The organism is Mannheimia varigena (genome assembly GCF_013377235.1).
Lineage (GTDB): Bacteria > Pseudomonadota > Gammaproteobacteria > Enterobacterales > Pasteurellaceae > Mannheimia > Mannheimia varigena.
This window is the reverse complement of the sequence record NZ_CP016226.1, coordinates 1,278,801-1,301,967: the sequence shown is the minus strand read 5'-3', so window position 1 is coordinate 1,301,967 and position 23,167 is coordinate 1,278,801. Positions and strand designations below refer to the sequence as shown.

Sequence of the window (23,167 nt, the reverse complement as noted above, 5' to 3'; positions counted from 1 at the left end):
AGATGGAATTACAAGTTGTAGGTGCAAACGCACTAACTGTTTCTGAAACTACCTTCGGACGTGAGTTTAATGAAGCGTTAATCCACCAAGTAGTTGTTGCGTATGCAGCAGGTGCTCGTCAAGGTTCACGTGCTCAAAAAACTCGTGCTGAAGTGTCTGGTTCAGGTAAAAAGCCTTGGCGTCAAAAAGGTACAGGTCGTGCACGTTCTGGTGATATCAAATCACCAATCTGGCGTTCAGGTGGTATCACTTTTGCTGCGAAACCACAAGATCACAGCCAAAAAGTGAACAAAAAAATGTACCGTGGTGCAATCAAAAGCATTCTTTCTGAATTAGTTCGTCAAGACCGTTTAGTGGTTGTTGAGAAATTCGAAATTGACGCACCAAAAACTAAAGTATTAGCACAAAAATTAAAAGATATGGCGTTAACTGACGCTCTTATCATCACTGCAAATGTAGATGAAAATCTATTCTTAGCAGCACGCAACTTATACAAAGTTGATGTACGTGATGTTCAAGGTATCGACCCAGTAAGCTTAATCGCTTTCGATAAAGTGGTTGTTACTGTAGATGCAGTAAAACAAATTGAGGAGATGTTAGCATGATTCAACAAGAACGTTTGCTAAATGTGTTAAAAGCACCACATATCTCTGAAAAAGCGACAAACAACGCAGAAAAAGGCAATACTATCGTATTCAAAGTTGCATTAGATGCAAACAAAGTTGAAATTGCAAACGCAGTTGAACAACTTTTCGAAGTAAAAGTAGATTCTGTACGCACTGTAGTAGTTAAAGGTAAAACTAAACGCCGTGGTGCTAAAGTTGGTCGTCGTAGTGACTGGAAAAAAGCTTATGTAACCCTTGCCGAAGGTCAATCACTTGACTTCGTTGAAGGTGCAGCAGAGTAATCAGAGGAGATAAAATAAATGGCTATCGTTAAATGTAAGCCGACCTCCGCTGGTCGTCGTCACGTAGTTAAAGTTGTTAACACTGAGCTACACAAAGGTAAACCTTTTGCAGCACTTTTAGATTCTAAATCTAAAACTGGTGGTCGTAACAACTTAGGTCGTATCACGACTCGTCACATCGGTGGCGGTCACAAACAACACTACCGTTTAATTGACTTCAAACGTAACAAATTAGACATCCCAGCTGTTGTTGAGCGTTTAGAATACGATCCAAACCGTTCTGCAAACATTGCATTAGTTCTTTATAAAGATGGTGAACGCCGTTATATCTTAGCACCAAAAGGTTTATCTGCTGGTGATACGATTCAAGCAGGTGCTTCAGCTCCGATTAAAGTAGGTAATGCGTTACCAATGCGTAATATCCCAGTTGGTTCTACAGTTCACAACGTTGAATTAAAACCAGGCAAAGGCGGTCAAATCGCTCGTTCTGCAGGTGCTTACGTACAAATTATCGCACGTGAAGGTAACTATGTAACTTTACGTCTTCGCTCAGGCGAAATGCGTAAAGTATTAGCTGAGTGTACAGCGACCATCGGTGAAGTTGGTAACTCAGAGCATATGCTTCGCGTACTTGGTAAAGCAGGTGCAAACCGTTGGAGAGGTATTCGTCCAACCGTTCGTGGTACTGCGATGAACCCGGTAGACCACCCACACGGTGGTGGTGAAGGCCGTAACTTCGGTAAACACCCAGTTACACCTTGGGGCGTTCAAACCAAAGGTAAGAAAACTCGTCACAACAAACGTACTGATAAATTCATCGTACGTCGTCGTGGCAAATAATTTTATTCATTAACTAAAAGGTAAACACCAATGCCACGTTCCCTCAAGAAAGGTCCTTTCCTTGACCTACACTTGTTGAAGAAGGTAGAGAAGGCGGTGGAAAGCGGGGATAAAAAACCAATCAAAACTTGGTCCCGTCGTTCAATGATCATTCCATCAATGATTGGATTGACCATCGCAGTCCATAATGGTCGTCAGCACGTTCCTGTTTATGTTTCCGATGAAATGATCGGTCATAAATTAGGTGAATTTGCCCCGACTCGTACATACCGCGGTCACGCCGCAGATAAGAAAGCTAAGAAATAAGAGGTAAAAGATGGAAACTATTGCTAAACATCGTTACGCTCGTACTTCTGCACAAAAAGCTCGCTTAGTTGCTGACTTAATCCGTGGTAAAAAAGTTGCGCAAGCATTAGAAATCTTAACTTTCACTAACAAGAAAGCAGCAGATCTTGTTAAGAAAGTATTAGAGTCAGCTATTGCGAACGCAGAGCACAATGACGGTGCAGATGTAGACGATCTTAAAGTTGCTAAAATCTTCGTTGACGAAGGTCCAAGCATGAAACGTGTAATGCCACGTGCTAAAGGTCGTGCAGATCGTATTTTAAAACGTACAAGCCACATCACTGTGGTTGTGTCAGATCGTTAATTAAGTGGAGAATAACAAATGGGTCAGAAAGTACATCCTAATGGTATTCGCCTAGGTATTGTTAAACCTTGGAACTCTACTTGGTTCGCGAATACACAAGATTTCGCTGATAATTTAGATGGCGATTTCAAAGTACGTAAATTTTTAAACAAAGAGTTAGCGAACGCTTCTGTGTCACGCATCACTATTGAGCGTCCTGCAAAAAGTATTCGTGTAACTATTCACACAGCTCGTCCGGGTATCGTTATCGGTAAAAAAGGCGAAGATGTTGAAAAATTACGCAATGCAGTTGCTAAAATTGCGGGTGTTCCAGCTCAAATCAACATTGCTGAAGTGAAAAAACCAGAGCTAGATGCTAAATTAGTAGCAGATAGCATCGCTTCTCAACTTGAACGTCGTGTAATGTTCCGCCGTGCTATGAAAAAAGCGGTTCAAAACGCAATGAAATTAGGTGCTAAAGGTATCAAAGTTGAAGTTAGCGGTCGTTTAGGTGGTGCAGAAATTGCTCGCTCAGAATGGTATCGTGAAGGTCGTGTACCTCTACATACACTTCGTGCAGACATCGATTATAGCACAGCTGAAGCTCACACAACTTACGGCGTAATCGGCGTTAAAGTGTGGATCTTCAAAGGTGAAATTCTTGGTGGAATGGCTGCAGTGATTGAATCTGAAAAAGAACCAGCGGCACAGCCTAAAAAGCCAGCTCGCAAAGGTCGTAAATAAGGAGATCACTGAATGTTACAACCAAAACGCACAAAATTCCGTAAAGTACACAAAGGCCGTAACCGTGGTATCGCGGGTGGTACAGAAGTGAGCTTCGGTTCATTCGGTTTAAAAGCGGTTGGCCGTGGTCGTTTAACTGCGCGTCAAATTGAAGCAGCTCGTCGTGCGATGAGCCGTGCGGTTAAACGTCAAGGTAAAATCTGGATTCGTGTTTTCCCAGACAAACCAATCACTGAAAAACCATTAGAAGTCCGTATGGGTAAAGGTAAAGGTAACGTTGAGTACTGGGTAGCCTTAATCCAACCGGGTAAAGTATTATATGAAATGGATGGTGTTTCTGAAGAAGTTGCACGCAATGCGTTTGCTTTAGCAGCAGCTAAACTTCCGTTCAAAACCACATTTGTAACTAAAACGGTGATGTAATGAAAGCTCAAGAACTACGTAACAAAAGTGTTGAAGAGCTGAATGGCGAATTAGTAAACCTTTTAGGTGAGCAATTCAAACTGCGTATGCAGGCAGCCACCGGTCAGCTTCAACAAACCCACCAGTTAAAACAAGTGCGTCGCAGTATTGCACAAGTTAAAACTGTATTAACCGAAAAGGCGGGTGAATAATGACTGATAAAATTCGTACAGTACAAGGTAAAGTGGTTAGCGACAAAATGGACAAATCATTTGTAGTTGCTATCGAACGTACAGTTAAACATCCTTTATATGGTAAGTTTATCCGTCGTACTACTAAACTTCACGTACACGATGAAAACAATGAAGCTAAATTAGGTGATGTTGTTGAAATTAAGGAATGTCGTCCTGTTTCAAAAACTAAATCTTGGACTTTAGTTCGTGTAGTTGAAAAAGCAATTATTGCTTAATTAACTATTTAAATAGTAAAAAACCCAGCGTATATGCTGGGTTTTTTTATTTAATAAAATTTAGAACTAATACACATCTCTCATTAGCCTACCTTCTGCAACTAGCCTTGCGATAACATTATTGAAATCATCAATATAAGCTTCACCACCAATTTGATCTGCAATCTTGATAAGTTCGGCATCAACAGCCTTACTCATTGCTTTGCTGCCACAAATATAGAAGTAAGCTCCTTTCTTAATTAATGTCCAGATTAGTTCTGCCTGCTCAGCTAGAGAATCTTGTACATAAAACTTCTCTGCTTGATCACGAGAGAATGCGGTAAATAGCTGGGTTAATATCCCATTAGCAAGATAACGTTCTAACTCATTTTGATATAAAAAATCTTTCTCTCGATAACGTTCACCGAAAAATAAATAGCTCTCAATATTTGAGTATTGGCTTCCCAATGCTTGCAGGAATGCGATATGAGGCGCGATACCTGTACCCGAACCAATCATCACAACTGGAGCAGTTAAATCTTCAGGTAAACGGAAATTTGGATTTGCTTTTGCAAAAATTGAAACAAAATCACCCGCTTGTAATTTAGCTAAATAGTTGCTTGCAGTGCCTTGATAATCTCTACCATCTAGCTGGTAATAGACGTGGCGAATACATAAATCAACATAATCTGGGTGTGTTTTTCCGCAAGAGCTGATGGAGTAAGCACGAGCGGATAGGTTTGGCAGAATAGTGTCTAGATCTGCTAGTGTAACGGTTTTATTCGGATCAAAATCACGTAATACATCAAGCAAGTCGTGTCCATATAAGTATTGTTCTAGAGCCTTTTTATTAGAGATTTTAGTTAGATCTTTTAACTCCGCACTACCACAAATTTTCTGTACATCACGTAATATGTTTTTGCTTAATAGACGTAGTTCTTTGTGACGCAATTGTTCAATAGCGTTGGTATCATTAAACCAATTTGCATATTCGCTCAATAGAGAATCAGGTTGTGTTACTTTTACATAAATTAAATCCCCTGCTTGGTAGAAAATGCTACTCTCTTTAAGGGATAAGCGAAGGTGATAAACGGCAGGCTCTGATTGAGCGAGATGCTTAATTTCTATTACTTCTGCTTGGTAGGTGGATTCTTCCCCATACGCTTGAACAGAAAGTTGATGCGGTATCGGAAATTCATTAGGTTGAGCTAATGCTTGTTCAACAAGTGGCAGCCATTGTTTAAAAATTTCTTGGTAATTTAAGTCCGCATCAACCCTTTCAATAATTGCTTGAGCTTGTTTTGCCAACAATAGGCAGTCTAATTGTTTGCTATAGCCGCAGAATTTATCGTAAGTAATATCACCCAGTCCAAAAATGGCATATTTCACATTACAAGCGGTCAAATTTTCCAATTTTTCTGCAAATTCATCGGCATTTTCAGGTGGTTCGCCATCGCCAAATGAGCTGGTTAAAATCAGCAATAGGGTATTTGGGTTGAAAGCGGTTAAATCCGTTTCATTAAGGGTGGAAAGGCTCGTTGAGTAGTGATTTAAAAACGGTTGTTGGGCTAACTGTTGGGCAAGTTTTTCTGCGTTGCCAGACTCCGAACCATAGGCGATATGAATATGGGTAATGAGAGACATAAAAACTCCTCGAAAACAAAAAGGAATAAAAAATTGCGTGTAAAAGAGGGGTTCCTTTACACGCAATCATAGATTTTTAATTATTCGCCGTAGAAGTCATCAAAGATTTCTTTTGCTGATTCTACTGCTTCAAAGTTCGTCATTAAATCATTAATCACACGACGAATACTGATATAACCTGTGATATTGCCAGCAGCATCAAACATAGGCTGAACGGTCGTATCAACAACATAAACTACACCACCTTTACCGCAGTTTGGCACGATACCTGTCCAGATTTTACCTGCTTGAATAGTATCCCACATATCTTTATAAACTGCTTTAGGCACAGCAGGGTGGCGAACGATATTGTGGGGTTGTCCGATTAATTCTTCGCGAGAAAAGCCTGTTAAGCGACAGAAAAGATCATTAGCGTAAGTAATTACACCTTGTAAATCGGTGGTTGAAATTACTAAGGTATCTTGTACTGCTTTTAATATAGCTTCATTTGAAGGAACAATTTGTTCAGCCATTTTAAATCTCCCATTAGATAGATTAATGTTGTAATTTACCAGTATAAGTACTGATGAATGTAATTAGCATAATAGATAGCTACGGTGATGTAAATTAGAAATAGTGCGAATTTGTGAAAAATAACCTACTAAATTAATTAGGTTATTTAATTGTTAAATATTGGTTTTATTTCGTTTGTTTATATGTTGGTTGGGTTTGTTTTTTGTTAAAAATATGTGCATTTGAATATATTTTGCAATTTAATTAATTTAGCCTACAATCACTTTATTGAATATATAATATGCAAACTCGAAAGGAAAACCTATGTCTAGACCACTTAATTTTGTGATGATTTCACCTCATTTCCCAATGAACTTTGAAACTTTCGCTGTTCGTTTGCGTGAAACGGGTTTTAATACGCTTGGGATCGCTGATACCCCTTACGAGCAATTAAGCGAAAATCTACGCAACAATTTAACTGAATATTATCGTGTCGATAATATGGAAGATTACGAGCAAGTTTACCGTGCAGTGGCGTATTTTGCCCACAAATATGGGCGAATTGATCGCATTGAATCGCACAACGAATACTGGCTGGAATTAGATGCAAAATTGCGTACCGATTTCAACGTTTTTGGTTATAAATCTGATGATATGTTGGCGATCAAAACCAAAGCTCAAATGAAGGAAGTGTTCCGCAAAGCCGGTCTAAAAGTGGCTCAAGGGCGTGTCTTTAAAGATGCCGAAGATGCTCGCAAATTAGCTAAACAGCTAAAATTCCCGGTGATCATCAAGCCAAATTCAGGGGTGGGGGCAAGCGATACTTACAAAATCAAAACTGCTGAGGAATTAGAAGCCTTCTTTGGCTACAAAAATCCGAATGTGGAATACATTATGGAAGAGTTTATCGCCGGCGACATCATCACCTTTGACGGTTTAACCGACCGTGACGGCAACATCGTGTTCTACTCCAGCCTCGAATATTCCGAAGCGGTGTTAGATACGGTTTCGAAAGATGGCGATATGTTCTATTATGTGCCTCGTGAAATTTCCGAAAAATTGGTGGAAATGGGCAAAGTGTGCGTGAAAGCTTTCAATGTGAGAGAGCGTTTCTTCCACTTTGAATTTTTCCGTGTGAAAGGCGAGAAGGGAAAAAAAGAGGAAATCTTACCGCTTGAAATCAACTGCCGTCCACCGGGTGGCTTAACCATTGATATGTGGAACTATGCCAACGATTTCGATGTGTTCCGTGAGTTCGCCAATATCGTCAAAGAGAACAAATTTTACTCGGATATCCAACACCCTTGGAACGTGGTGTATATCTCACGCAAAGCAAACCAAAACTATGTGAACTCCATTGAAGCGGTTTGCGAAAAATTTGCAGGTAACATCATCAGCGTACAAACCGTACCGGGCGTTTTCGCTAAAATTATGGGTGAACACGGCATTTTAGCTCGCACTGAAACAATGGAGCAGATGCGTGAAATCGCTCAATTCGCTCAAGCTAAGCAATAAGGGGGCATTATGCATTTTGAAAGAAGAAGCCACTGGAGTGGTGAGTTAGGCAGAGAAATGTCGTTCAACGTGTACGGACACGCCGGCAAGCCGGTGATCGTGTTCCCGTCATCGGGCGGCAATCAAAATGAATACGGCAATTTCGGAATGATCGAAGCCTGCCGCTCGTTTATCGAAAGAGGCTTAATCAAATTCTACACGCCGGACTCTTACGATGCAGAATCGTGGCTCTCCAAACACAAATCCGGCCACGATCGAGCTTTAGCTCACAACGCTTACGACCGCTACATCATTCACGAACTGGTGCCGTTAATCCGCCACGAATCGCAATGGAACGGCACAATGATCGCAACAGGCTGCAGTATGGGGGCATTCCACACCGTGAACTTTGCCCTCCGCCACCCAGATTTATTCGACATCGCCATCGCCTTAAGTGGTGTGTATGATGCCCGTTTCTTCACCGGCGAATTTTATGGCGACAAAGCGGTGTACTTCAACTCGCCGATTGATTACGTCTGGGGAATGAACGATGATTGGTTCTTAGATCGCTACCGCCAAAACCACTACATCATCTCCGTAGGGCAAGGAGCTTGGGAAGAACAGCACGTGGAAGATACCCACCGCCTAGAAGAAGCCTTCAACGCCAAAGGCATTGATGCCTGGTTCGATTACTGGGGCTTCGATATCGATCATGACTGGCCAACCTGGCGTAAACAGATGCCATATTTCCTCGGCCAACTGGAAGAACAAGGCATTATTTAATTTCTGATCACAAGCGGTTATTTTTGGTAAATTTTTTGCAAAAAATAACCGCTTGATCGTTATTGATTTATTGGAGGAATCAAAATGATAAAGCTCTACGCCCTTAAACAGTCCAGGGCCTACCGTATCGCTTGGTTGCTGGAGTTGCTTGCGTTAGATTATGAATTGGAAATTATCGAACGGGATAAGGAAACCTTCCTTGCTCCTGCAATTCTTAAGAAAATTCATCCACTTGGTAAATCGCCTGTATTACAAGACGGTAGCTTAACATTGGCGGAAAGTGGGGCGATTGTGGAATATCTACTTGCTCGCCATAATCCAACACAGCAATTTAAGCCTACTCCAGAAAGCGATGATTACCCTAATTATCTCTACTGGTTTCACTATGCGGAAGGCTCACTGATGCCTCTTTTGGTGATGTCTTTGGTGTTTAACCGCATTGAGCAACGCAAAGTCCCATTTTTTGTAAAACCGATTGTGCAAAAAATTGTTGATAGCGTAAAAGGAAGTTATCTAACTCCGCAACTTAAATTGCATTTAGACCATATTGAGCAACAACTTAGTGGTAAACAATGGTTTCTAGGCGAGACACTTAGCGGTGCGGGTATTATGATGGGCTTTCCTTTACAAGCACTGGTGAAAAAAGGTTGGAAGGTTATCCAAATATTCAGGCGTATGTCGCTCGCATTGAGAAAAATCCCGCTTATGTGCGTGCAGAGCAAAAAATCGGCAAGTTTGTTATATAACCAAATCAACTAAAAAATAACCGCTTATTCTTTTTCAATTTACTCAAAACGACTTAAAGTAATCCCAACTTCATTTCAGGAAACAAAAATGAATTGGGATTATTTTTTTGCGGCAATTCCTCGTTTTATTGATGCGGCAGTGATTACGTTGCAGCTTTCCGCTTGGGGCATTGTGTTAGCGTTTTTAGTCGGGCTAGTGGTGGCGGTGGTGCTGACTTACCAAATTCGTCCGCTGATGTTATTGGCTCGAGGCTATGTAGAACTTTCTCGCAACACGCCGCTGTTGATTCAGCTCTTTTTTCTCTACTACGGCTTGCCGAAAATCGGCATTAAATGGGACGGTTTTACTTGTGGTGTGATTGCCCTCGCATTTTTAGGCGGAAGCTATATGGCAGAAGCGTTGCGAGCCGGGCTTCAAGCTGTGCCTAAAGGGCAGAGCGAAGCCGCAAAGGCGATAGGGCTTTCAGCGTGGCAACAATTTTATGCGGTGATTTTGCCCCAAGCGTGGGCGATTTCCTTGCCGGCATTAGTGGCGAATGTACTGTTTTTAATTAAAGAGTCTTCGGTTATCAGTGCGGTGGCGGTGGCAGAGCTGATGTTCGTCACCAAAGATATTATCGGAATGGACTACAAAACCAACGAGGCATTATTGCTACTGTTGTTGAGCTATTTAGTGATTTTATTGCCGATTTCTTTATTGGCTCGCTGGGCGGAAAAACGAGTGCGGAGTGCGAAATATGGGGTTTGAATGGCTGTTTGAAGGGCAAAATGCCGCCCGTTTAATGCAAGGCTTGTGGCTCACGGTGCAAATTTCGTTTCTCTCGGTTGGGATTTCGCTATTTAGCGGCACGCTGTTTGGATTGCTGATGCGGTCAAAATTTCCAATCGTGCGTGGATTATGCCAAATCTTGCTAGAAACTGTCCGCATTGTGCCGATTTTAGTTTGGCTGTTTATGCTCTATTTTGGGCTTTCAACTTGGTTTCAGTGGCACATTAGTGGCTTTTGGGTTTGCGTTTGGGTGTTTGTGCTGTGGGGAACAGCAGAAATGGGCGATTTAGTGCGTGGGGCGTTAGGCTCTATTGAAAAACACCAAATTGAATCGGCAAAAGCGTTAGGGCTCACCAACGCCCAAATTTTCTGGCAGATTGAGCTGCCGCAAGGCACTCGCCGCATTTTACCAAGCCTGATTAACCTGTTTACCCGAATGGTAAAAACCAGCTCGTTGGCAGCATTAATTGGCGTGATCGAGGTGGTAAAAATCGGGCAACAAATTATCGAAAACTCGCTGCTGACCAGCCCGAATGCCTCGTTTTTTGTGTATGGGCTGATCTTTATTCTCTATTTCTTAATTTGCTATCCGCTCTCGTGGCTGGCGATTAGGCTGGAAAAACGTTGGGAAAGTTAAAATGGCACTGCTTGAAATCCAAAATTTACATAAAACTTACGGCGAAAATGTGGCAATCGACAACCTCAATCTTCAGCTTGCAAGAGGCGAAGTGGTGGTGATTCTCGGGCCGTCCGGCTGTGGAAAAAGCACCCTACTGCGTTGCGTGAATGGTTTAGAAGAGAAGCAAGGCGGCACAATCCGAATGGAAAAGGTGGGCGAATTTGGGAAGGATATTAGCTGGGAGCAGGCTCGCCAAAAAGTCGGGATGGTGTTCCAAAGTTACGAACTGTTCGCCCATTTGAATGTGATTGACAATATTTTGCTCGGGCCGCTTAAAGCCCAAAAACGCAGCCGTACCGAAGTAGAAAAACAGGCAGATGTTTTGCTGGCTCGAGTTGGGCTGTTAGATCGCAAAACCGCTTTTCCCCGAGAGCTTTCCGGCGGACAAAAACAGCGAATTGCGATTGTGCGAGCCTTATGTATGAACCCGGAAATTCTGCTGTTAGATGAAATTACCGCCGCCCTTGACCCCGAAATGGTGCGAGAAGTGCTAGATGTGGTGCTGGAGCTGGCTCAAGAGGGAATGTCGATGCTGATCGTCACTCACGAAATGGGCTTTGCGGAAAAGGTGGCGGACAGAATCGTGTTTATGGACAAAGGGGAAATTATCGAACAAAGCTCGCCGGAGCAGTTTTTCCGCAGTCCACAAACCGAACGAGCCAAACAGTTCTTGCACGGAATGGATTACTAACCGACAAGCGGTCAAAAAAATCAAATTTTTTACACATTTACAAACACAACGAAGGAGATTTCTATGAAACTTAACACTATTATTACTGCGGCCATTGTGGCTCTAGGCTTAACCGCCAGCTTACAAGCGAAAGATTTGGCACAAATCAAGCAAGACGGCGTGATTCGTGTTGCTGTGTTTGGCGATAAGCCGCCATTCGGATACGTTGATGCCAACGGCAAAAACCAAGGCTTTGATGTGGAAATTGCCAAAGATATCGCCCAAGATTTACTCGGCAGCCCGGAAAAAGTGGAATTTGTGCTGACAGAAGCGGCAAACCGTGTGGAATATCTGCGTTCTGACAAAGTGGATTTGGTGTTAGCCAACTTCACCCAAACTCCACAACGAGCGGAAGTAGTGGATTTCGCCAGCCCTTATATGAACGTAGCACTGGGCGTGATCTCCCCGAAAGGTTCGCCGATTACCGACATTGCTCAACTGAAAGGCAAAACCTTGTTGGTGAATAAAGGCACGACTGCTGATGCATATTTCAGCAAAAATCACCCTGAAATCACGCTGTTGAAATTTGACCAAAACACCGAAACCTTTGATGCCTTGAAAGATGGTCGTGGAGTGGCATTAGCCCACGACAACGCTCTACTTTGGGCGTGGGCAAAAGAGAACCCGAATTTTGATGTCGCCATCGGCAGCGTAGGCCCGCAAGAGTTCATTGCCCCGGCGGTGCAAAAAGGCAATCAAACGCTGTTAGAGGCGGTGAATAAATCGGTTGCTGATTTCAAAGCAAACGGCAAATTAAAAGCCGCTTACCAAAAAACGCTGGTGCCGGTGTATGGTGAGAAAGAAGAGTTATTAGCAAAATAAAATGATACAATCTGCCCTACCATTTTGAGGGCAAATTTATCCCTACGATGATTTATCCCTCTTAATAGAGGGATTTTTTGTTTTAAACATTGGAAACGCTATGAAAATCAACAGAGCGATTGCCGACTGTATTGTAAAACGCACGATGCAGATTATTCCCAACTCCGTCAATGTGATGGATAGTGAAGGCGTGATTATTGCTTCCGGCGATGCTAGTCGTATTGGGCAACGGCATACGGGGGCGGTATTGGCATTGCGCCAAGATCAAGCGGTCGAAATTGATGAAAATCTTGCAAAACAGTGGCACTACGAGGCAAAAGCAGGCATTAACCTACCGCTACATTATCTCGGTTCTACTGTGGGCGTGATCGGTATTTCAGGACAACCGCAAGAAATTCGCCAATATGCTCAGTTAGTGAAAATGGCGGCAGAGCTGATTATGCAACAAGCCTTTGAGCTGGAACAAGAACGTTGGCAACGGCGTTATCGTGAAGAATTTGTGCGAGCTTTGCTCAAAGGTACACTCAGCACGGCAGAAATTCACGAACAAGCGGTCTTTTTTGAGCAAAATGTTGCAAAACCACTGTCGGTGATACTGATTAAAGTTAATACGCCAACCGCTGAGAAATTGCAACATTTGATCGATTTCTTTGAGCATCATTTCCCGACATTGCTCACTGCGGTGATTAGTTTAGATACCATCGCTTTATTGAATAATTTATCCAATGATAAATCACTAATTCGTAATACCTTAACTAAACTGGCGGAACCTGATATTTCCTTTAAAACGGTGGTCGGTTTGTCAGTTGAAAATCTATCACAAACCAATATTTCATACCAAACCGCTCGCCATACGCTTAACTATGCTGAGCAGATCCAAAGCCGTAAGCGGATTATTTATTTTGAAGATTTCAAATTACCGGCTTTGTTACATAGTTTTAGCCAATCTTGGGAAGCAAAAACGTTACTTGTCCCTTTCCAAGCCTTGCTGAATTCAGATAAAAAACAGGTACTACTGAAAAGCCTTCGCCACTATTTTTTTGCAAATTGTGATCTTGATCACGCTGCACAAAAATTGTTTATCCACCCAAATACCCTACGCTATAGGTTAGAGAAGATCGAGCAGATTACCGGCTTATCTTTAAATAACATAGAACAAAAATTTGTGCTTTATCTTGGTGCAGTTTTATCGTAAAAATTGTAGAAAAATACAAAACAAGTAGTTGTTTTTAAAATTTTTTTGAAATTTCATATAAAGATTTTTACCGGCAGATCTCCAATAATGGGTTGATTATTCTACAACGAGGAGACTGATTATGTCCGGTATTGCACTTATTCTCACCTTTGTGGTGGCAATCATCATTATGATCTATATGATTGCCAAACTGAAAGTTCACCCTTTCTTGGCATTAATGTCGATTTCATTGGCATTGGCTCTATTAGCCGGTTTACCGTTGGCGAAAATTCCGTCTATTGTCGGCGAAGGGTTTAGTAACACTTTTAAAAGTATCGGGATTGTCATCATCTTTGGGGCAATTATCGGAACGATTTTAGAAAAAACAGGAGCAGCCCTGAAACTTGCCGATATGGTAGTTAAAGTGGTTGGGCAAAAACGCCCTGAGCTTGCAATGCTCATTATGGGCTGGGTGGTCGGCATTCCTGTCTTCTGCGATAGCGGTTTTGTGGTGTTAAACCCAATCCGTGAAGCGATTCGTAAAAAAATCTTGGCAAATCCGGTTGGAATGGCAGTTGCACTGAGTGCCGGTTTATATGCTGCTCACGTTTTCATTCCACCAACACCGGGCCCAATTGCGGCAGCAGGTGCAGTGGGCTTAAGCCATAACTTATTATTAGTAATCGGAATGGGCGTTGTGGTATCAATTCCTGTGCTAATTGCCAGCTACTTCTTTGCAAAATATATCGGTAAACAAGTCTCGGTTAGCGAAGAAGCGGAAGCGGATAAAATCATCAGCCAAAGTTATGAAGACTTACTGAAACACTATGGAAAATTACCGAGTGGCTTTTTAAGCCTTGCCCCGATTTTTGTACCGATTATCTTAATGGCGTTAGGCTCTATTGCTAAAATCGCAGGTGTAAGTGGTAATTTCGGTACATTCTTACAGTTTGTCGGCAACCCGATTATCGCTCTTGCAGTTGGTGTCGTCTTTGCGATTTTCTTACTGGCTTCGAGCGGTAAAATGGCAGAGTTTGACAGCTTAACCAACGATACCTTGAAATTAGTCGGACCAATCCTATTCATTACCGCAGCAGGTGGCGTGTTAGGTAATGTGATTACTCAAGCAGGTTTTGTGGATTACATCAAACAAAACGCTCACATTATCAGCACCGCAGGCATTTTCTTCCCATTCTTGATTTCAGCTATTTTGAAAACCGCACAAGGCAGCTCAACGGTGGCGATTATTACAACTGCTTCTATTATGGGAATGTTCAACGCCCAGGATTCACTAATGAACGCCTTAGGTTTAACCAGCGAAATGGCAGCGGCTCTAACTGTGATGGCAATTGCGGCAGGCTCAATGTGTGTCTCACACGCCAACGATAGCTATTACTGGGTGGTTACTAACTTTACCAAACTCACGCCGCAACAGGGTTATCGCACACAAACCACGCTGACCTTTATTATGGGCGTAGTCGGTATTTTGACTGTGTATCTTCTCTCATTAGTGTTGTTGTAAGGAATTATGATGAAGATTGTAATTGCTCCCGATTCATTTAAAGAGAGCCTGACTGCCTTAGAGGTGGCTCAGGCAATTCAAACGGGCTTCTCTCGGATTTTCCCAAATGCCGAGTATGAACTTGTACCGATGGCAGACGGTGGCGAAGGATCGGTGCAATCGCTGATTGATGCCACTCAAGGTAATTTGCAAAAAATCAGCGTAAAAGCACCGCTTGCAAACCAAGTGGAAGCCTTTTTCGGATTGTCGGGCGATAAAAAAAACGCCTTTATTGAAATGGCGGCAGCAAGCGGCTTACATCTTGTGCCACACAACGAGCGAAATCCGCTAATTACCACCAGTTATGGCACTGGCGAGTTGATTAAAGCTGCTCTCGATTGTGGCGTGAAAAAAATCATTCTCGGCATTGGCGGCAGTGCCACTAACGATGGCGGAGTGGGAATGTTGCAATCCTTAGGGGCAACATTCCGCAATGCGGAAAAGCAAGAAATCGGCTTTGGCGGCGAAGCGTTAAATCAAATTCAACAGATTGATTTAAGTGGTTTAGACCCACGTTTATCTCAAGTCGCCTTTGAAGTCGCTTGTGATGTGGATAATCCGTTATGTGGCGAGCGTGGGGCTTCCTCCATTTTCGGCCCGCAAAAAGGAGCAACACCTGAGATGGTCAAAACCTTAGATAATGCTCTCCGCCATTTTGCTGAGCAAGCTCAGAAACAGCTTGGTGTGAATATTGCCGATACCGCAGGGGCTGGAGCGGCAGGCGGAATGGGGGGCGGATTATTACTGCTACCAAATGTAACGCTTCGTTCTGGAGTAAAAATTATTATTGAAGCAACCCATCTTGCCGAAAAAGTAGCAAATGCGGATTTGGTGATTACAGGCGAGGGCAGAATGGATGCTCAATCCATCGCAGGTAAGACCCCGATTGGCGTTGCCAAAACGGCTAAGCAGTTTGACAAGTCTGTAATTGCGATTGTCGGTTGTTTACGAGAAGACTACCCTGTGGTTTATCAACACGGCATTGATGCTGTGTTTCCGATTATTCGCCAGCTTAATAGCCTTGAAGATACTCTAAAACTTGGTAAAGAAAATTTGATTTCGACTGCGGAGAATATAGCGAGATTGTGGAAAATAACGGGTGGGAAGTAAGATAATAAAAAATTGAGTTCTAGCGATAGTTAGAACTCAATTTCCTTTATAGAGACAGATTAATTCCAGTATTTCTCAATTTCTGCACGAATCGCTTCGGCAGTTTGTTTACCTTTTTCGCCCACTAACGCACGGCCTGCAATGAATGCTTTAGCGTTTTTGATCTCTTTGAATAAGTGAATATCTTCCAGAACGATACCGCCGGTAATAGAGAGTTCTAAACCTAAGTTAGAAAGCTGTTTCATTAATTCCACATCTTCTGCTGTCCAACCTTTGCCTGCCAGTTCTGCATCACGAGAGCGGTGGTAAATCGCTTGGGTTACGCCTAATTCCACCCACTCTTTCGCATCTTTTTCAACTGTCCAGTTGCCGTAGATTTCAATTTGAATCTCTTTTTTCACTTTGAGTTCTGGGTGAGCTGCATTGAACTCATCAGCCACTTTTTTGCAAGCAGCTTTGGTTGCCGGGTGAGCTGCCGCGGAAACAGTGAGCCAGTCTGCCCCGGCTTCAAACGCCATTTTTGCTAAAATCGCTCCACCATCGGTGGTTTTTAAATCACACACGATGATGTGATTTGGGTGTAAGGCACGCAAGGTTGAAACCGCTTTCATCCCTTCCGCACAAGCAAGAATTGTGCCGCACTCAATAATTTCCACCAGGCTTTCTGCTTGTTTGGCATCTGCCACCGCTTTTTCTAAACTTAATGAATCTAATGCAATTTGCAGTAATGGTTTTGACATAGTCTGTTCCTTATCAATATTGAGATTTGTAAAATTTTAATAAAATTGAACCGCTTGTGGGCGGATAAATACGCCCGAATAAGGATTAGCTTAATGCTTGATCGATGACAGCATAGACCTCATCGGCGGTTTTGCAGCGAAGGATTTTAGCTAAATCCACGCCGGTTTCGCTGTCTGGATCATCAAGCACTTGGGTGATCTCCATTAAGCCTTGCATATGTTGGTCAGAGTCACTACCAGCAAGCGTGAGCAATACAGAGACTGGCTCATCTTCGCCATCAAAATAAACAGGTTCAGCGAGTGTCACTAACGCAAACGACGTTTTGATTACTCCTTCTTCCGGACGCGCGTGTGGCATTGCCAAGCCCGGTGCGAGAATGATATAAGGCCCCATCTCTTTGATTTTACTGATAATATTGTCGTAATAGCGAGGCTCAATAGTACCTGCTTTCACTAATAAGTCAGTTCCGATTTTAATCGCCTCTTCCCAACTAGCCGCTGATTGATTTAACAAAATAGAATTATTTTCGATAAGCGATTGTTTTAAATTCATAGTGTTATCCTTGATAATTTAATTTAAGCCGATGATTTCCCAACGATTATGCGATTTACCTTCAATCTTACCGCCTTTGACGTTGGTGATGTAGTCAATCAACATATTTTGGATTGTGCCTTTTTCAGACCCCATTGCCACTTTCGACTCCCACAGTGTCGGGATTTTTTGACCTTCCCAGATACCACCTTTTTTGGTCAATTGACCGAAACGATATGAGTTCATCCCCACTTTGTATTTGCCGTCTTCGGTAACAGCCTTGCCGTTTGCCAGTTTCAGATCGACAATTTTGCTACCGCTTGGGTTGCGTAGGTCGATTTTATAGCTTACGCCACCGAATAGGTCGAAGGTGACATATTTCGATTTGCCACGCACTTCGTTGTAGCGGTAGGCTTTGTCGCCCGGTTGAATGGTGTCGAAGTAGTCCGCCGACCATTCCATATACTGTTTGAGCTGTTTGCCGGTCAGTTCATACACGCTCACATCGCCACCTGCGTAGCGGTAGTTGTAGATGATGTCTTTTTTCTTGATGTCGCCTTTGTCTAAACGCACGGTTTCGTAGTCAAACGCAAAACTCACCACGTCCGCACCGCTGTAATGTTGTTGCACATCGTGGATCAGTGAAGACATACCGGTATCTTTGGCGAATGCAGTGGAAACGCCGTGGATTTTCACTTGCGGGATCATATCCTGTGCGGTTTCACCGATTTTGACGTTGTTCAGACGGCGTAATTCATCGTGATACGGTTGGTAAATTTTCTCGATTTCCGGATCGCTGGCGAGTTTTTTCACCGGCACGGTTTTTGCCGCTTTGGAGAGCAATTTCACTTCGCCTTTTTCATTCACATCAAACGCTAAATCCACTTCAGACACCACCGTGCCGTAGCGGTGGGGTTCGGTGATCAGGGTGTTTTTAATCGTTTCGCTCGGCACATCTTTGTGCATGTGGCCGGCGATGATCACATCTATGTCATCCACCGCATTCACCAAATCCGCCACGCCGGTGTCAGGAATGTTGTTTTCGTTCTCAATCCCCATATGTGCCAGAACAATAATCGCATCTACGCCCTGTTTTTTCAGCTCAGCGATTTGGGCTTTGGTCTCTTCGATTGGCGAAGTGAATTTCATTGTGTCGAGGTGGCCGGTGTCTTTCTCGAAAATCGCCGACATTGGGGTGGTGATACCGATAATACCGAGCTTCACGCCTTCACGCTCAATAATCGTGGTTGGCTCAACGTAGCGTCTACCGCTGTCTTTATAGTAGAAGTTAGCGGTTAAGGTTTTCGCTTTGATGTCTTCCACAATCGCATCAAGCTTGTCCATACCGAAGTTAAATTCGTGGTTACCGAGAATGAAAATGTCGTAGTTCATCGCATTCAGCACTTTCGGCACTGGGTTATCTTTGGCGTAGTCGATGGTTTTAGCAAACACTTCGACTTGGTTATCTTGAATCGCATCGCCAATATCAAACAGCAACACGTTTTTGTGGTTCGCCCGCACCTCTTTCACATAAGTTGCGATTTGGGCATAAGAACCGGATTTGTCTTCCACATCCGCCCCGTAGCTCCACGGCACAATACGGCCGTGAACATCAGACGTACCCAGTAGTTTGATGTTCACCTCTTTCGCCACAGCAACGCTGACAGCAGAGAGAGCAAAAAGAGTGGTGAGTAATTTTTTCATAAAATCATTCCTTAGTTGATGAGATTTAGTTTAAACATAATGTGTTGGAAACTAAGGGGCAAATATCTGCCCCTAACATGACCTATTTTGCATTATGTTTGTTGATTAACTCAACTAATTCATCACCGAATGAGTTAGGATTCAGCATATTTTGTACACCTAATACCGCTTTGCCTTCCGGCACTTCGATTTCACCGGCTAGGTGTTTACTTGATACAATAATATCTACTTCACTTAATTTGCCTTTGTAATCAGTAACCGCACAGGAATCCATCACATTTGGAATACCACGTTTGTCTAGGTAGCCTTTGATCTTCATTTTCATCATCATGGATGAACCTTGACCTGAGCCACATACTGCAAGAATACGGATCGGATTTGCAGAATTTCCACTATTTTCGACCGCTTGTTGTACTACTGCTTCCGCTTTTGGCTCTGTTTTCACTTCGTCTAAACCGTAGCCATCAAGTTGTTCAAGGGTTAAACCTTTCGCGGCAGCTTCCGCTTCTTCTGCACGAAGTTGTTTAGATGCGAAGAACATATATACAAGGGCAGCTGCCACAATCACGAAGAAGAAGCCTGGAACGCTGATGATACCTTGCAGGATTGGTGGGAAGAATAATGCCCAGTCAGCCATACCCATCCAGCCGTTGAAGGTTGTGCCTTGACTTGCAAGCATTTGGATGACCCATGCAGAGCCTAGCACTTCGATGATACCCATTACAAAACAGATTTTCATTACTGCTTTCCAGCCGCCGAATTGGTTTGCGAACACACCGATTGTCGCATTAGAGAAGAACATTGGGATAAAGCCCGGGATGATTAATACCGGTGAGCCAACCGCTAATAAACCTGCTACTGCTACGAATTGACCGATCGCCCCCCACATAAAGCCGAATACCATTGCATTTGGAGAGAAAGCGTAGATTGCCGCACAGTCAATCGCAAGTACAGAGTTTGGAATTAAACGCTCTGCGATACCTTTGAAGGCTTCTGACAATTCTGCTACGAACATACGCACGCCAGTAACGATGATTTGAATCGCCACCGCAAATTTCAAGCCCATTTCAAGAATGTACATAAACCAGTTGGTTTTGCCGGCAAGCTCTTTTAAATTATCTAAGCCAAAAGAGAGTAAGATAATGCCGAAGAAGACGGTCATTACTAAGGCTGTGGCAGAGATACTATCGTGGAAAATATTTAACCAGTTCGGTAATTTCATTTTATCCACAGTATCGTTTTTATCGCCAAGTTTTGGAGCAAGTTTTACTGCAATCCAAGAAGCAATTTGTTGTTGGTGACCGATAGAGAAACCTGCACCACCTGTTACCGCTTGGGTTGGTTTATACATAATGTTGGAAGAAATACCCCAGTAGAGAGCCATTAACACAGAGGTGTAGATGATGGTTTCCCACATTGAGGCACCGATGATCATATAGAACACTGCAACCAAGCCCGCTTGTTGGAACATAATATGCCCTGTAAGCATAATCGTGCGGATACCGGTTAAACGACGAAACACCACCAGTAAGATATTTAAGAATAATGCACCAATGACCGCATAACCTACCCAAGAATAGTTTTCACCCATTGTTTGAATGGTGGATTGCATACTGGTGTAAGGGTCGATTACTGCACCGGCAAGTTGGTGGTATTTTGCTAAGCCATCAATCACTGGCTTAAAGTTTGTTACCAGGAAGCCAGAACCTGCTTGCACAATCATAAAACCGACGATGGTTTTGATCGTACCTTTTAGAATAGTCGATGTGTCTTTTTTAAGTAGGATATAGCCTAAACAAGCCACAATACCTAGTAAAAATGGTGCTTTATTTAGCACCTGATCCTTTAAGAAAAGGAGAATTTCAGTTAAAAAGTCCATAATTTAGCCTCTTTTTGAGAGATTTGAATTTGAGAGAAATATAGCCTATTACGGCATCAATTAAATGATAAATGCTCTTATTAGATTGCAAAAGATTATTTTTTATTATTTGTGAGCAAGATCACATTTTATTTTTATATACTATGATTATTTAGTTTTACTATTTGTAAATAGTAAATAAATATTATTTTATATTTAAAATATAAATAAAGAATAAATATTTAAAATAAATTCTTACAAAAATGAATACTAAAATTAGACTTAGATCACATTTTTCTAAAAAAGTAGTTGGCTATTTTATTGTGATTATATATGATTTGTTTTGATTAAATTATTCTTTTAAATGAACAAAACAGGAGTTCACAATGAGCAAAATTCAAGAAATTACCCGTGAAAGCTGGATTCTTTCAACTTTTCCTGAATGGGGTACTTGGTTAAACGAAGAAATTGAAGAAGAAGTTGTACCTGAAGGCAATTTCGCAATGTGGTGGTTAGGTTGTGTGGGTGTTTGGATTAAAACTCCTGCCGGTGCAAATATTTGTATGGATTTATGGTGTAGTCGTGGTAAATCAACCAAGAAAGTAAAAGATATGGTACGCGGGCACCAAATGGCAAATATGGCAGGAGTACGTAAATTACAACCAAACTTACGAGCTCAACCAATGGTGTTAGATCCTTTTGCGATCAATGAAGTCGATTTCATTCTTGCCTCTCACTACCATTCAGATCATATTGATGTGAATGTTGCGGCAGCCATTTGCAATAATCCTAAACTTGATCATGTTAAATTTGTTGGCCCTTGGCATTGTGCGGAATTATGGAAAAAATGGGGCGTGCCGGAAGAGCGTATTATTGTCGTGAAACCGGGCGATGTAGTAAAATTAAAAGACGTAGAAATTCACGCATTAGACTCTTTCGACCGCACCTGTCTAGTAACTCTGCCTGTTGAAGGTGCTGAGGAACGTGGTGGCGAATTAGCTGGTCTGTGCCCATCAGATGAAGAAATGGGACGTAAGGCGGTAAACTATGTGTTCAAAACGCCAGGTGGTAATATTTATCACGGTGCGGATTCTCACTACTCCATCCAATTTGCTAAACATGGAAAACAATTTGATATTGACGTTGCCTTAAATAATTATGGTGAAAACCCGGTGGGTATCGCCGATAAAATGACTTCAATTGATTTACTTCGTATGGCAGAATGTTTACGTTGTAAAGTAATCATTCCTGTTCATCACGATATCTGGACAAACTTTATGGCAAGCACGCAAGAAATTATTGATTTATGGCGTATGCGTAAAGACCGCCTGCAATACCAATTCCACCCATTCATTTGGGAAGTGGGTGGAAAATATGTTTACCCTCGTGATAAAGATTTAATTGAATATCATCACCCTCGCGGCTTTGATGACTGCTTCGAACAAGAGCCAAACATTCAATTTAAATCAATGCTGTAATGGCAACTTAGAGGCGAATTTAATTCGCCTCTATCTTTAAGGTTCATTACGACTTAGATTAGAATAGCAATGCACACAAGGACGGAATAATGAACGAAACCTACAGACATAAAGAACTATTATCGTTGCTAGGAGAGAGAAAGGTTCTTTCTACCGCTGATATTATGCAACTGCTTAATATCTCACCTGCAACTGCACGGCGAGACATCAGTAAATTAGATGAGCAAGGTAAATTAAAGAAAGTAAGAAATGGTGCAGAAGCGATTTTTTCTAGCCCACTTAAGGAGCCTAAAAAAACCAATAATGCTGAAGAAAAACAACGTATTGCCGAAGCTGCTGGGCGTTTATGTAAAGATGGAGAAAGTTTAATTCTAACCTGCGGCTCCACAATGCAAATGTTGGGCAATGTGTTGTGTGGACGGAAATTGCAAATTATCACCAATTATCTACCGCTTGCAAATCAGCTAATTGAAGGATCACACGATGATGTGGTGATTATGGGCGGACAATACAATAAAAATAAAAAAGTGATGCTCTCGCTCAATACCCAAAATGAGATGAGTTATGCCGCCACCACAATGTTTACTAGTGGCAAAGGGCTGACCACGGAAGGGTTATTCAAAACTGATATGATCATCGCCAACGCCGAACAGCAAATGGCAATGCACGCTGAGCGGTATGTTGTCTTATTAGATAGCACTAAACTGGGTAAAAAAGTCGGTATGTTATTTAAAGAATTCAATAAAATTGATTTATTGATTACAGGTAAAGAAGCTGATCCAACCATTATTCAGGAATTGAAAGCGAAAGGATTAGAGATTATTCTAGCCTGATACAACAAGCGGTCATTTTTCACCAAAACTTTACAAAACAGGATCTTCT

The 23,167-nt window shown here is 42.3% G+C and carries 27 protein-coding genes; 21 read left to right on the top strand and 6 right to left on the bottom strand.

Annotation, left to right across the window (positions count from 1 at the left end):
* The first annotated feature begins 2 nt into the window (after positions 1-2).
* From rplD to rpsQ, 9 genes are read left to right on the top strand one after another with little or no spacing between them, the layout of a single operon-like run.
* Positions 3-605 carry a 50S ribosomal protein L4 gene (gene rplD / locus A6B40_RS06085; protein WP_025218242.1) on the top strand — a complete coding sequence of 201 codons (603 nt, stop codon included), beginning with the start codon at positions 3-5 and terminating at the stop codon, positions 603-605.
* On the top strand, positions 602-907 hold the full coding sequence (gene rplW, locus A6B40_RS06080) for a 50S ribosomal protein L23 (protein WP_025218241.1): 306 nt from the start codon (positions 602-604) through the stop codon (positions 905-907). The genes rplD and rplW overlap by 4 nt, the downstream gene beginning before the upstream one ends.
* 18 nt (positions 908-925) lie before the next feature.
* A complete protein-coding gene (rplB, locus tag A6B40_RS06075) occupies positions 926-1,747 on the top strand; it encodes a 50S ribosomal protein L2 (RefSeq protein WP_025218240.1) in 822 nt (273 codons plus the stop codon).
* Positions 1,748-1,777: 30 nt separating this feature from the next.
* Entirely contained in the window at positions 1,778-2,053 is a 276-nt protein-coding gene (gene rpsS / locus A6B40_RS06070; RefSeq protein ID WP_005539416.1) for a 30S ribosomal protein S19, read from the top strand.
* Positions 2,054-2,063: 10 nt separating this feature from the next.
* Complete coding sequence (rplV, locus tag A6B40_RS06065) at positions 2,064-2,396, top strand: 50S ribosomal protein L22 (RefSeq protein ID WP_025218239.1); 333 nt, start codon at positions 2,064-2,066, stop codon at positions 2,394-2,396.
* Between the two features lie 18 nt (positions 2,397-2,414).
* The gene (rpsC, locus tag A6B40_RS06060; protein WP_025218238.1) at positions 2,415-3,119 is read left to right on the top strand and encodes a 30S ribosomal protein S3; all 705 of its coding nucleotides are present in this window, start codon (positions 2,415-2,417) and stop codon (positions 3,117-3,119) included.
* A 12-nt stretch (positions 3,120-3,131) separates the two neighbouring features.
* Positions 3,132-3,542, top strand: a complete 411-nt coding sequence (rplP, locus tag A6B40_RS06055; protein ID WP_025218237.1) for a 50S ribosomal protein L16 — start codon at positions 3,132-3,134, stop codon at positions 3,540-3,542.
* The gene (gene rpmC / locus A6B40_RS06050; protein ID WP_005711179.1) at positions 3,542-3,733 is read left to right on the top strand and encodes a 50S ribosomal protein L29; all 192 of its coding nucleotides are present in this window, start codon (positions 3,542-3,544) and stop codon (positions 3,731-3,733) included. Before rplP ends, rpmC begins: the two co-directional genes overlap by 1 nt.
* A complete protein-coding gene (rpsQ, locus tag A6B40_RS06045) occupies positions 3,733-3,990 on the top strand; it encodes a 30S ribosomal protein S17 (RefSeq protein WP_025218236.1) in 258 nt (85 codons plus the stop codon). The genes rpmC and rpsQ overlap by 1 nt, the downstream gene beginning before the upstream one ends.
* A gap of 66 nt (positions 3,991-4,056) precedes the next feature.
* On the opposite strand, the gene A6B40_RS06040 is transcribed toward rpsQ, so the two are convergent.
* Both A6B40_RS06040 and A6B40_RS06035 read right to left on the bottom strand, forming a co-directional pair.
* Positions 4,057-5,613, bottom strand: coding sequence for a diflavin oxidoreductase (locus A6B40_RS06040; RefSeq protein ID WP_176671841.1), 1,557 nt, complete (start codon positions 5,611-5,613; stop codon positions 4,057-4,059).
* Positions 5,614-5,693: 80 nt separating this feature from the next.
* The gene (locus A6B40_RS06035) at positions 5,694-6,125 is read right to left on the bottom strand and encodes a PAS domain-containing protein (protein ID WP_025248367.1); all 432 of its coding nucleotides are present in this window, start codon (positions 6,123-6,125) and stop codon (positions 5,694-5,696) included.
* 304 nt (positions 6,126-6,429) lie between these two features.
* Between A6B40_RS06035 and A6B40_RS06030 the strand changes: the two genes are divergently transcribed.
* From A6B40_RS06030 to A6B40_RS05985, 10 genes are all read left to right on the top strand, one after another.
* Entirely contained in the window at positions 6,430-7,620 is a 1,191-nt protein-coding gene (locus tag A6B40_RS06030) for an ATP-grasp domain-containing protein (protein ID WP_176671840.1), read from the top strand.
* A 9-nt stretch (positions 7,621-7,629) separates the two neighbouring features.
* A complete protein-coding gene (locus A6B40_RS06025; protein ID WP_176671839.1) occupies positions 7,630-8,382 on the top strand; it encodes an esterase family protein in 753 nt (250 codons plus the stop codon).
* A gap of 84 nt (positions 8,383-8,466) precedes the next feature.
* The gene (locus A6B40_RS06020; protein ID WP_236966860.1) at positions 8,467-9,141 is read left to right on the top strand and encodes a glutathione S-transferase; all 675 of its coding nucleotides are present in this window, start codon (positions 8,467-8,469) and stop codon (positions 9,139-9,141) included.
* 75 nt (positions 9,142-9,216) lie between these two features.
* On the top strand, positions 9,217-9,876 hold the full coding sequence (locus A6B40_RS06015; RefSeq protein WP_176671838.1) for an amino acid ABC transporter permease: 660 nt from the start codon (positions 9,217-9,219) through the stop codon (positions 9,874-9,876).
* Positions 9,866-10,534 (top strand): amino acid ABC transporter permease, encoded by a 669-nt coding sequence (locus tag A6B40_RS06010; protein ID WP_025342061.1) that lies wholly within the window; start codon positions 9,866-9,868, stop codon positions 10,532-10,534. The genes A6B40_RS06015 and A6B40_RS06010 overlap by 11 nt, the downstream gene beginning before the upstream one ends.
* A 1-nt stretch (position 10,535) precedes the next feature.
* Entirely contained in the window at positions 10,536-11,267 is a 732-nt protein-coding gene (locus A6B40_RS06005) for an amino acid ABC transporter ATP-binding protein (RefSeq protein ID WP_176671837.1), read from the top strand.
* Positions 11,268-11,330: 63 nt separating this feature from the next.
* A complete protein-coding gene (locus A6B40_RS06000) occupies positions 11,331-12,128 on the top strand; it encodes a cysteine ABC transporter substrate-binding protein (RefSeq protein ID WP_038644383.1) in 798 nt (265 codons plus the stop codon).
* Positions 12,129-12,228: 100 nt separating this feature from the next.
* On the top strand, positions 12,229-13,323 hold the full coding sequence (locus A6B40_RS05995; protein WP_112110246.1) for a CdaR family transcriptional regulator: 1,095 nt from the start codon (positions 12,229-12,231) through the stop codon (positions 13,321-13,323).
* A gap of 121 nt (positions 13,324-13,444) precedes the next feature.
* Positions 13,445-14,824 carry a GntP family permease gene (locus A6B40_RS05990; protein WP_176671836.1) on the top strand — a complete coding sequence of 460 codons (1,380 nt, stop codon included), beginning with the start codon at positions 13,445-13,447 and terminating at the stop codon, positions 14,822-14,824.
* Between the two features lie 9 nt (positions 14,825-14,833).
* Entirely contained in the window at positions 14,834-15,973 is a 1,140-nt protein-coding gene (locus tag A6B40_RS05985; protein ID WP_176672330.1) for a glycerate kinase, read from the top strand.
* Between the two features lie 59 nt (positions 15,974-16,032).
* Here the strand turns inward: A6B40_RS05985 and A6B40_RS05980 are convergent, their stop codons facing one another.
* The 4 genes from A6B40_RS05980 to A6B40_RS05965 all read right to left on the bottom strand — a co-directional run bounded on the left by A6B40_RS05980 (position 16,033) and on the right by A6B40_RS05965 (position 20,828).
* Positions 16,033-16,713 (bottom strand): 3-keto-L-gulonate-6-phosphate decarboxylase UlaD, encoded by a 681-nt coding sequence (locus A6B40_RS05980; RefSeq protein WP_176671835.1) that lies wholly within the window; start codon positions 16,711-16,713, stop codon positions 16,033-16,035.
* Positions 16,714-16,798: 85 nt separating this feature from the next.
* Positions 16,799-17,266 (bottom strand): PTS sugar transporter subunit IIA, encoded by a 468-nt coding sequence (locus A6B40_RS05975; RefSeq protein ID WP_025218222.1) that lies wholly within the window; start codon positions 17,264-17,266, stop codon positions 16,799-16,801.
* 18 nt (positions 17,267-17,284) lie between these two features.
* Positions 17,285-18,949: a bifunctional metallophosphatase/5'-nucleotidase gene (locus A6B40_RS05970; RefSeq protein ID WP_176671834.1), complete on the bottom strand. Its 1,665-nt coding sequence runs from the start codon at positions 18,947-18,949 to the stop codon at positions 17,285-17,287.
* An 82-nt stretch (positions 18,950-19,031) separates the two neighbouring features.
* Positions 19,032-20,828: a PTS ascorbate-specific subunit IIBC gene (locus A6B40_RS05965; RefSeq protein WP_138317253.1), complete on the bottom strand. Its 1,797-nt coding sequence runs from the start codon at positions 20,826-20,828 to the stop codon at positions 19,032-19,034.
* Between the two features lie 365 nt (positions 20,829-21,193).
* Here A6B40_RS05965 and ulaG point away from each other — a divergent pair, with 365 nt between their 5' ends.
* Both ulaG and ulaR read left to right on the top strand, forming a co-directional pair.
* The gene (ulaG, locus tag A6B40_RS05960) at positions 21,194-22,285 is read left to right on the top strand and encodes an L-ascorbate 6-phosphate lactonase (RefSeq protein WP_025218219.1); all 1,092 of its coding nucleotides are present in this window, start codon (positions 21,194-21,196) and stop codon (positions 22,283-22,285) included.
* A gap of 89 nt (positions 22,286-22,374) precedes the next feature.
* Positions 22,375-23,118, top strand: a complete 744-nt coding sequence (ulaR, locus tag A6B40_RS05955; RefSeq protein ID WP_025218218.1) for an HTH-type transcriptional regulator UlaR — start codon at positions 22,375-22,377, stop codon at positions 23,116-23,118.
* The last annotated feature ends 49 nt before the right edge of the window (positions 23,119-23,167 follow it).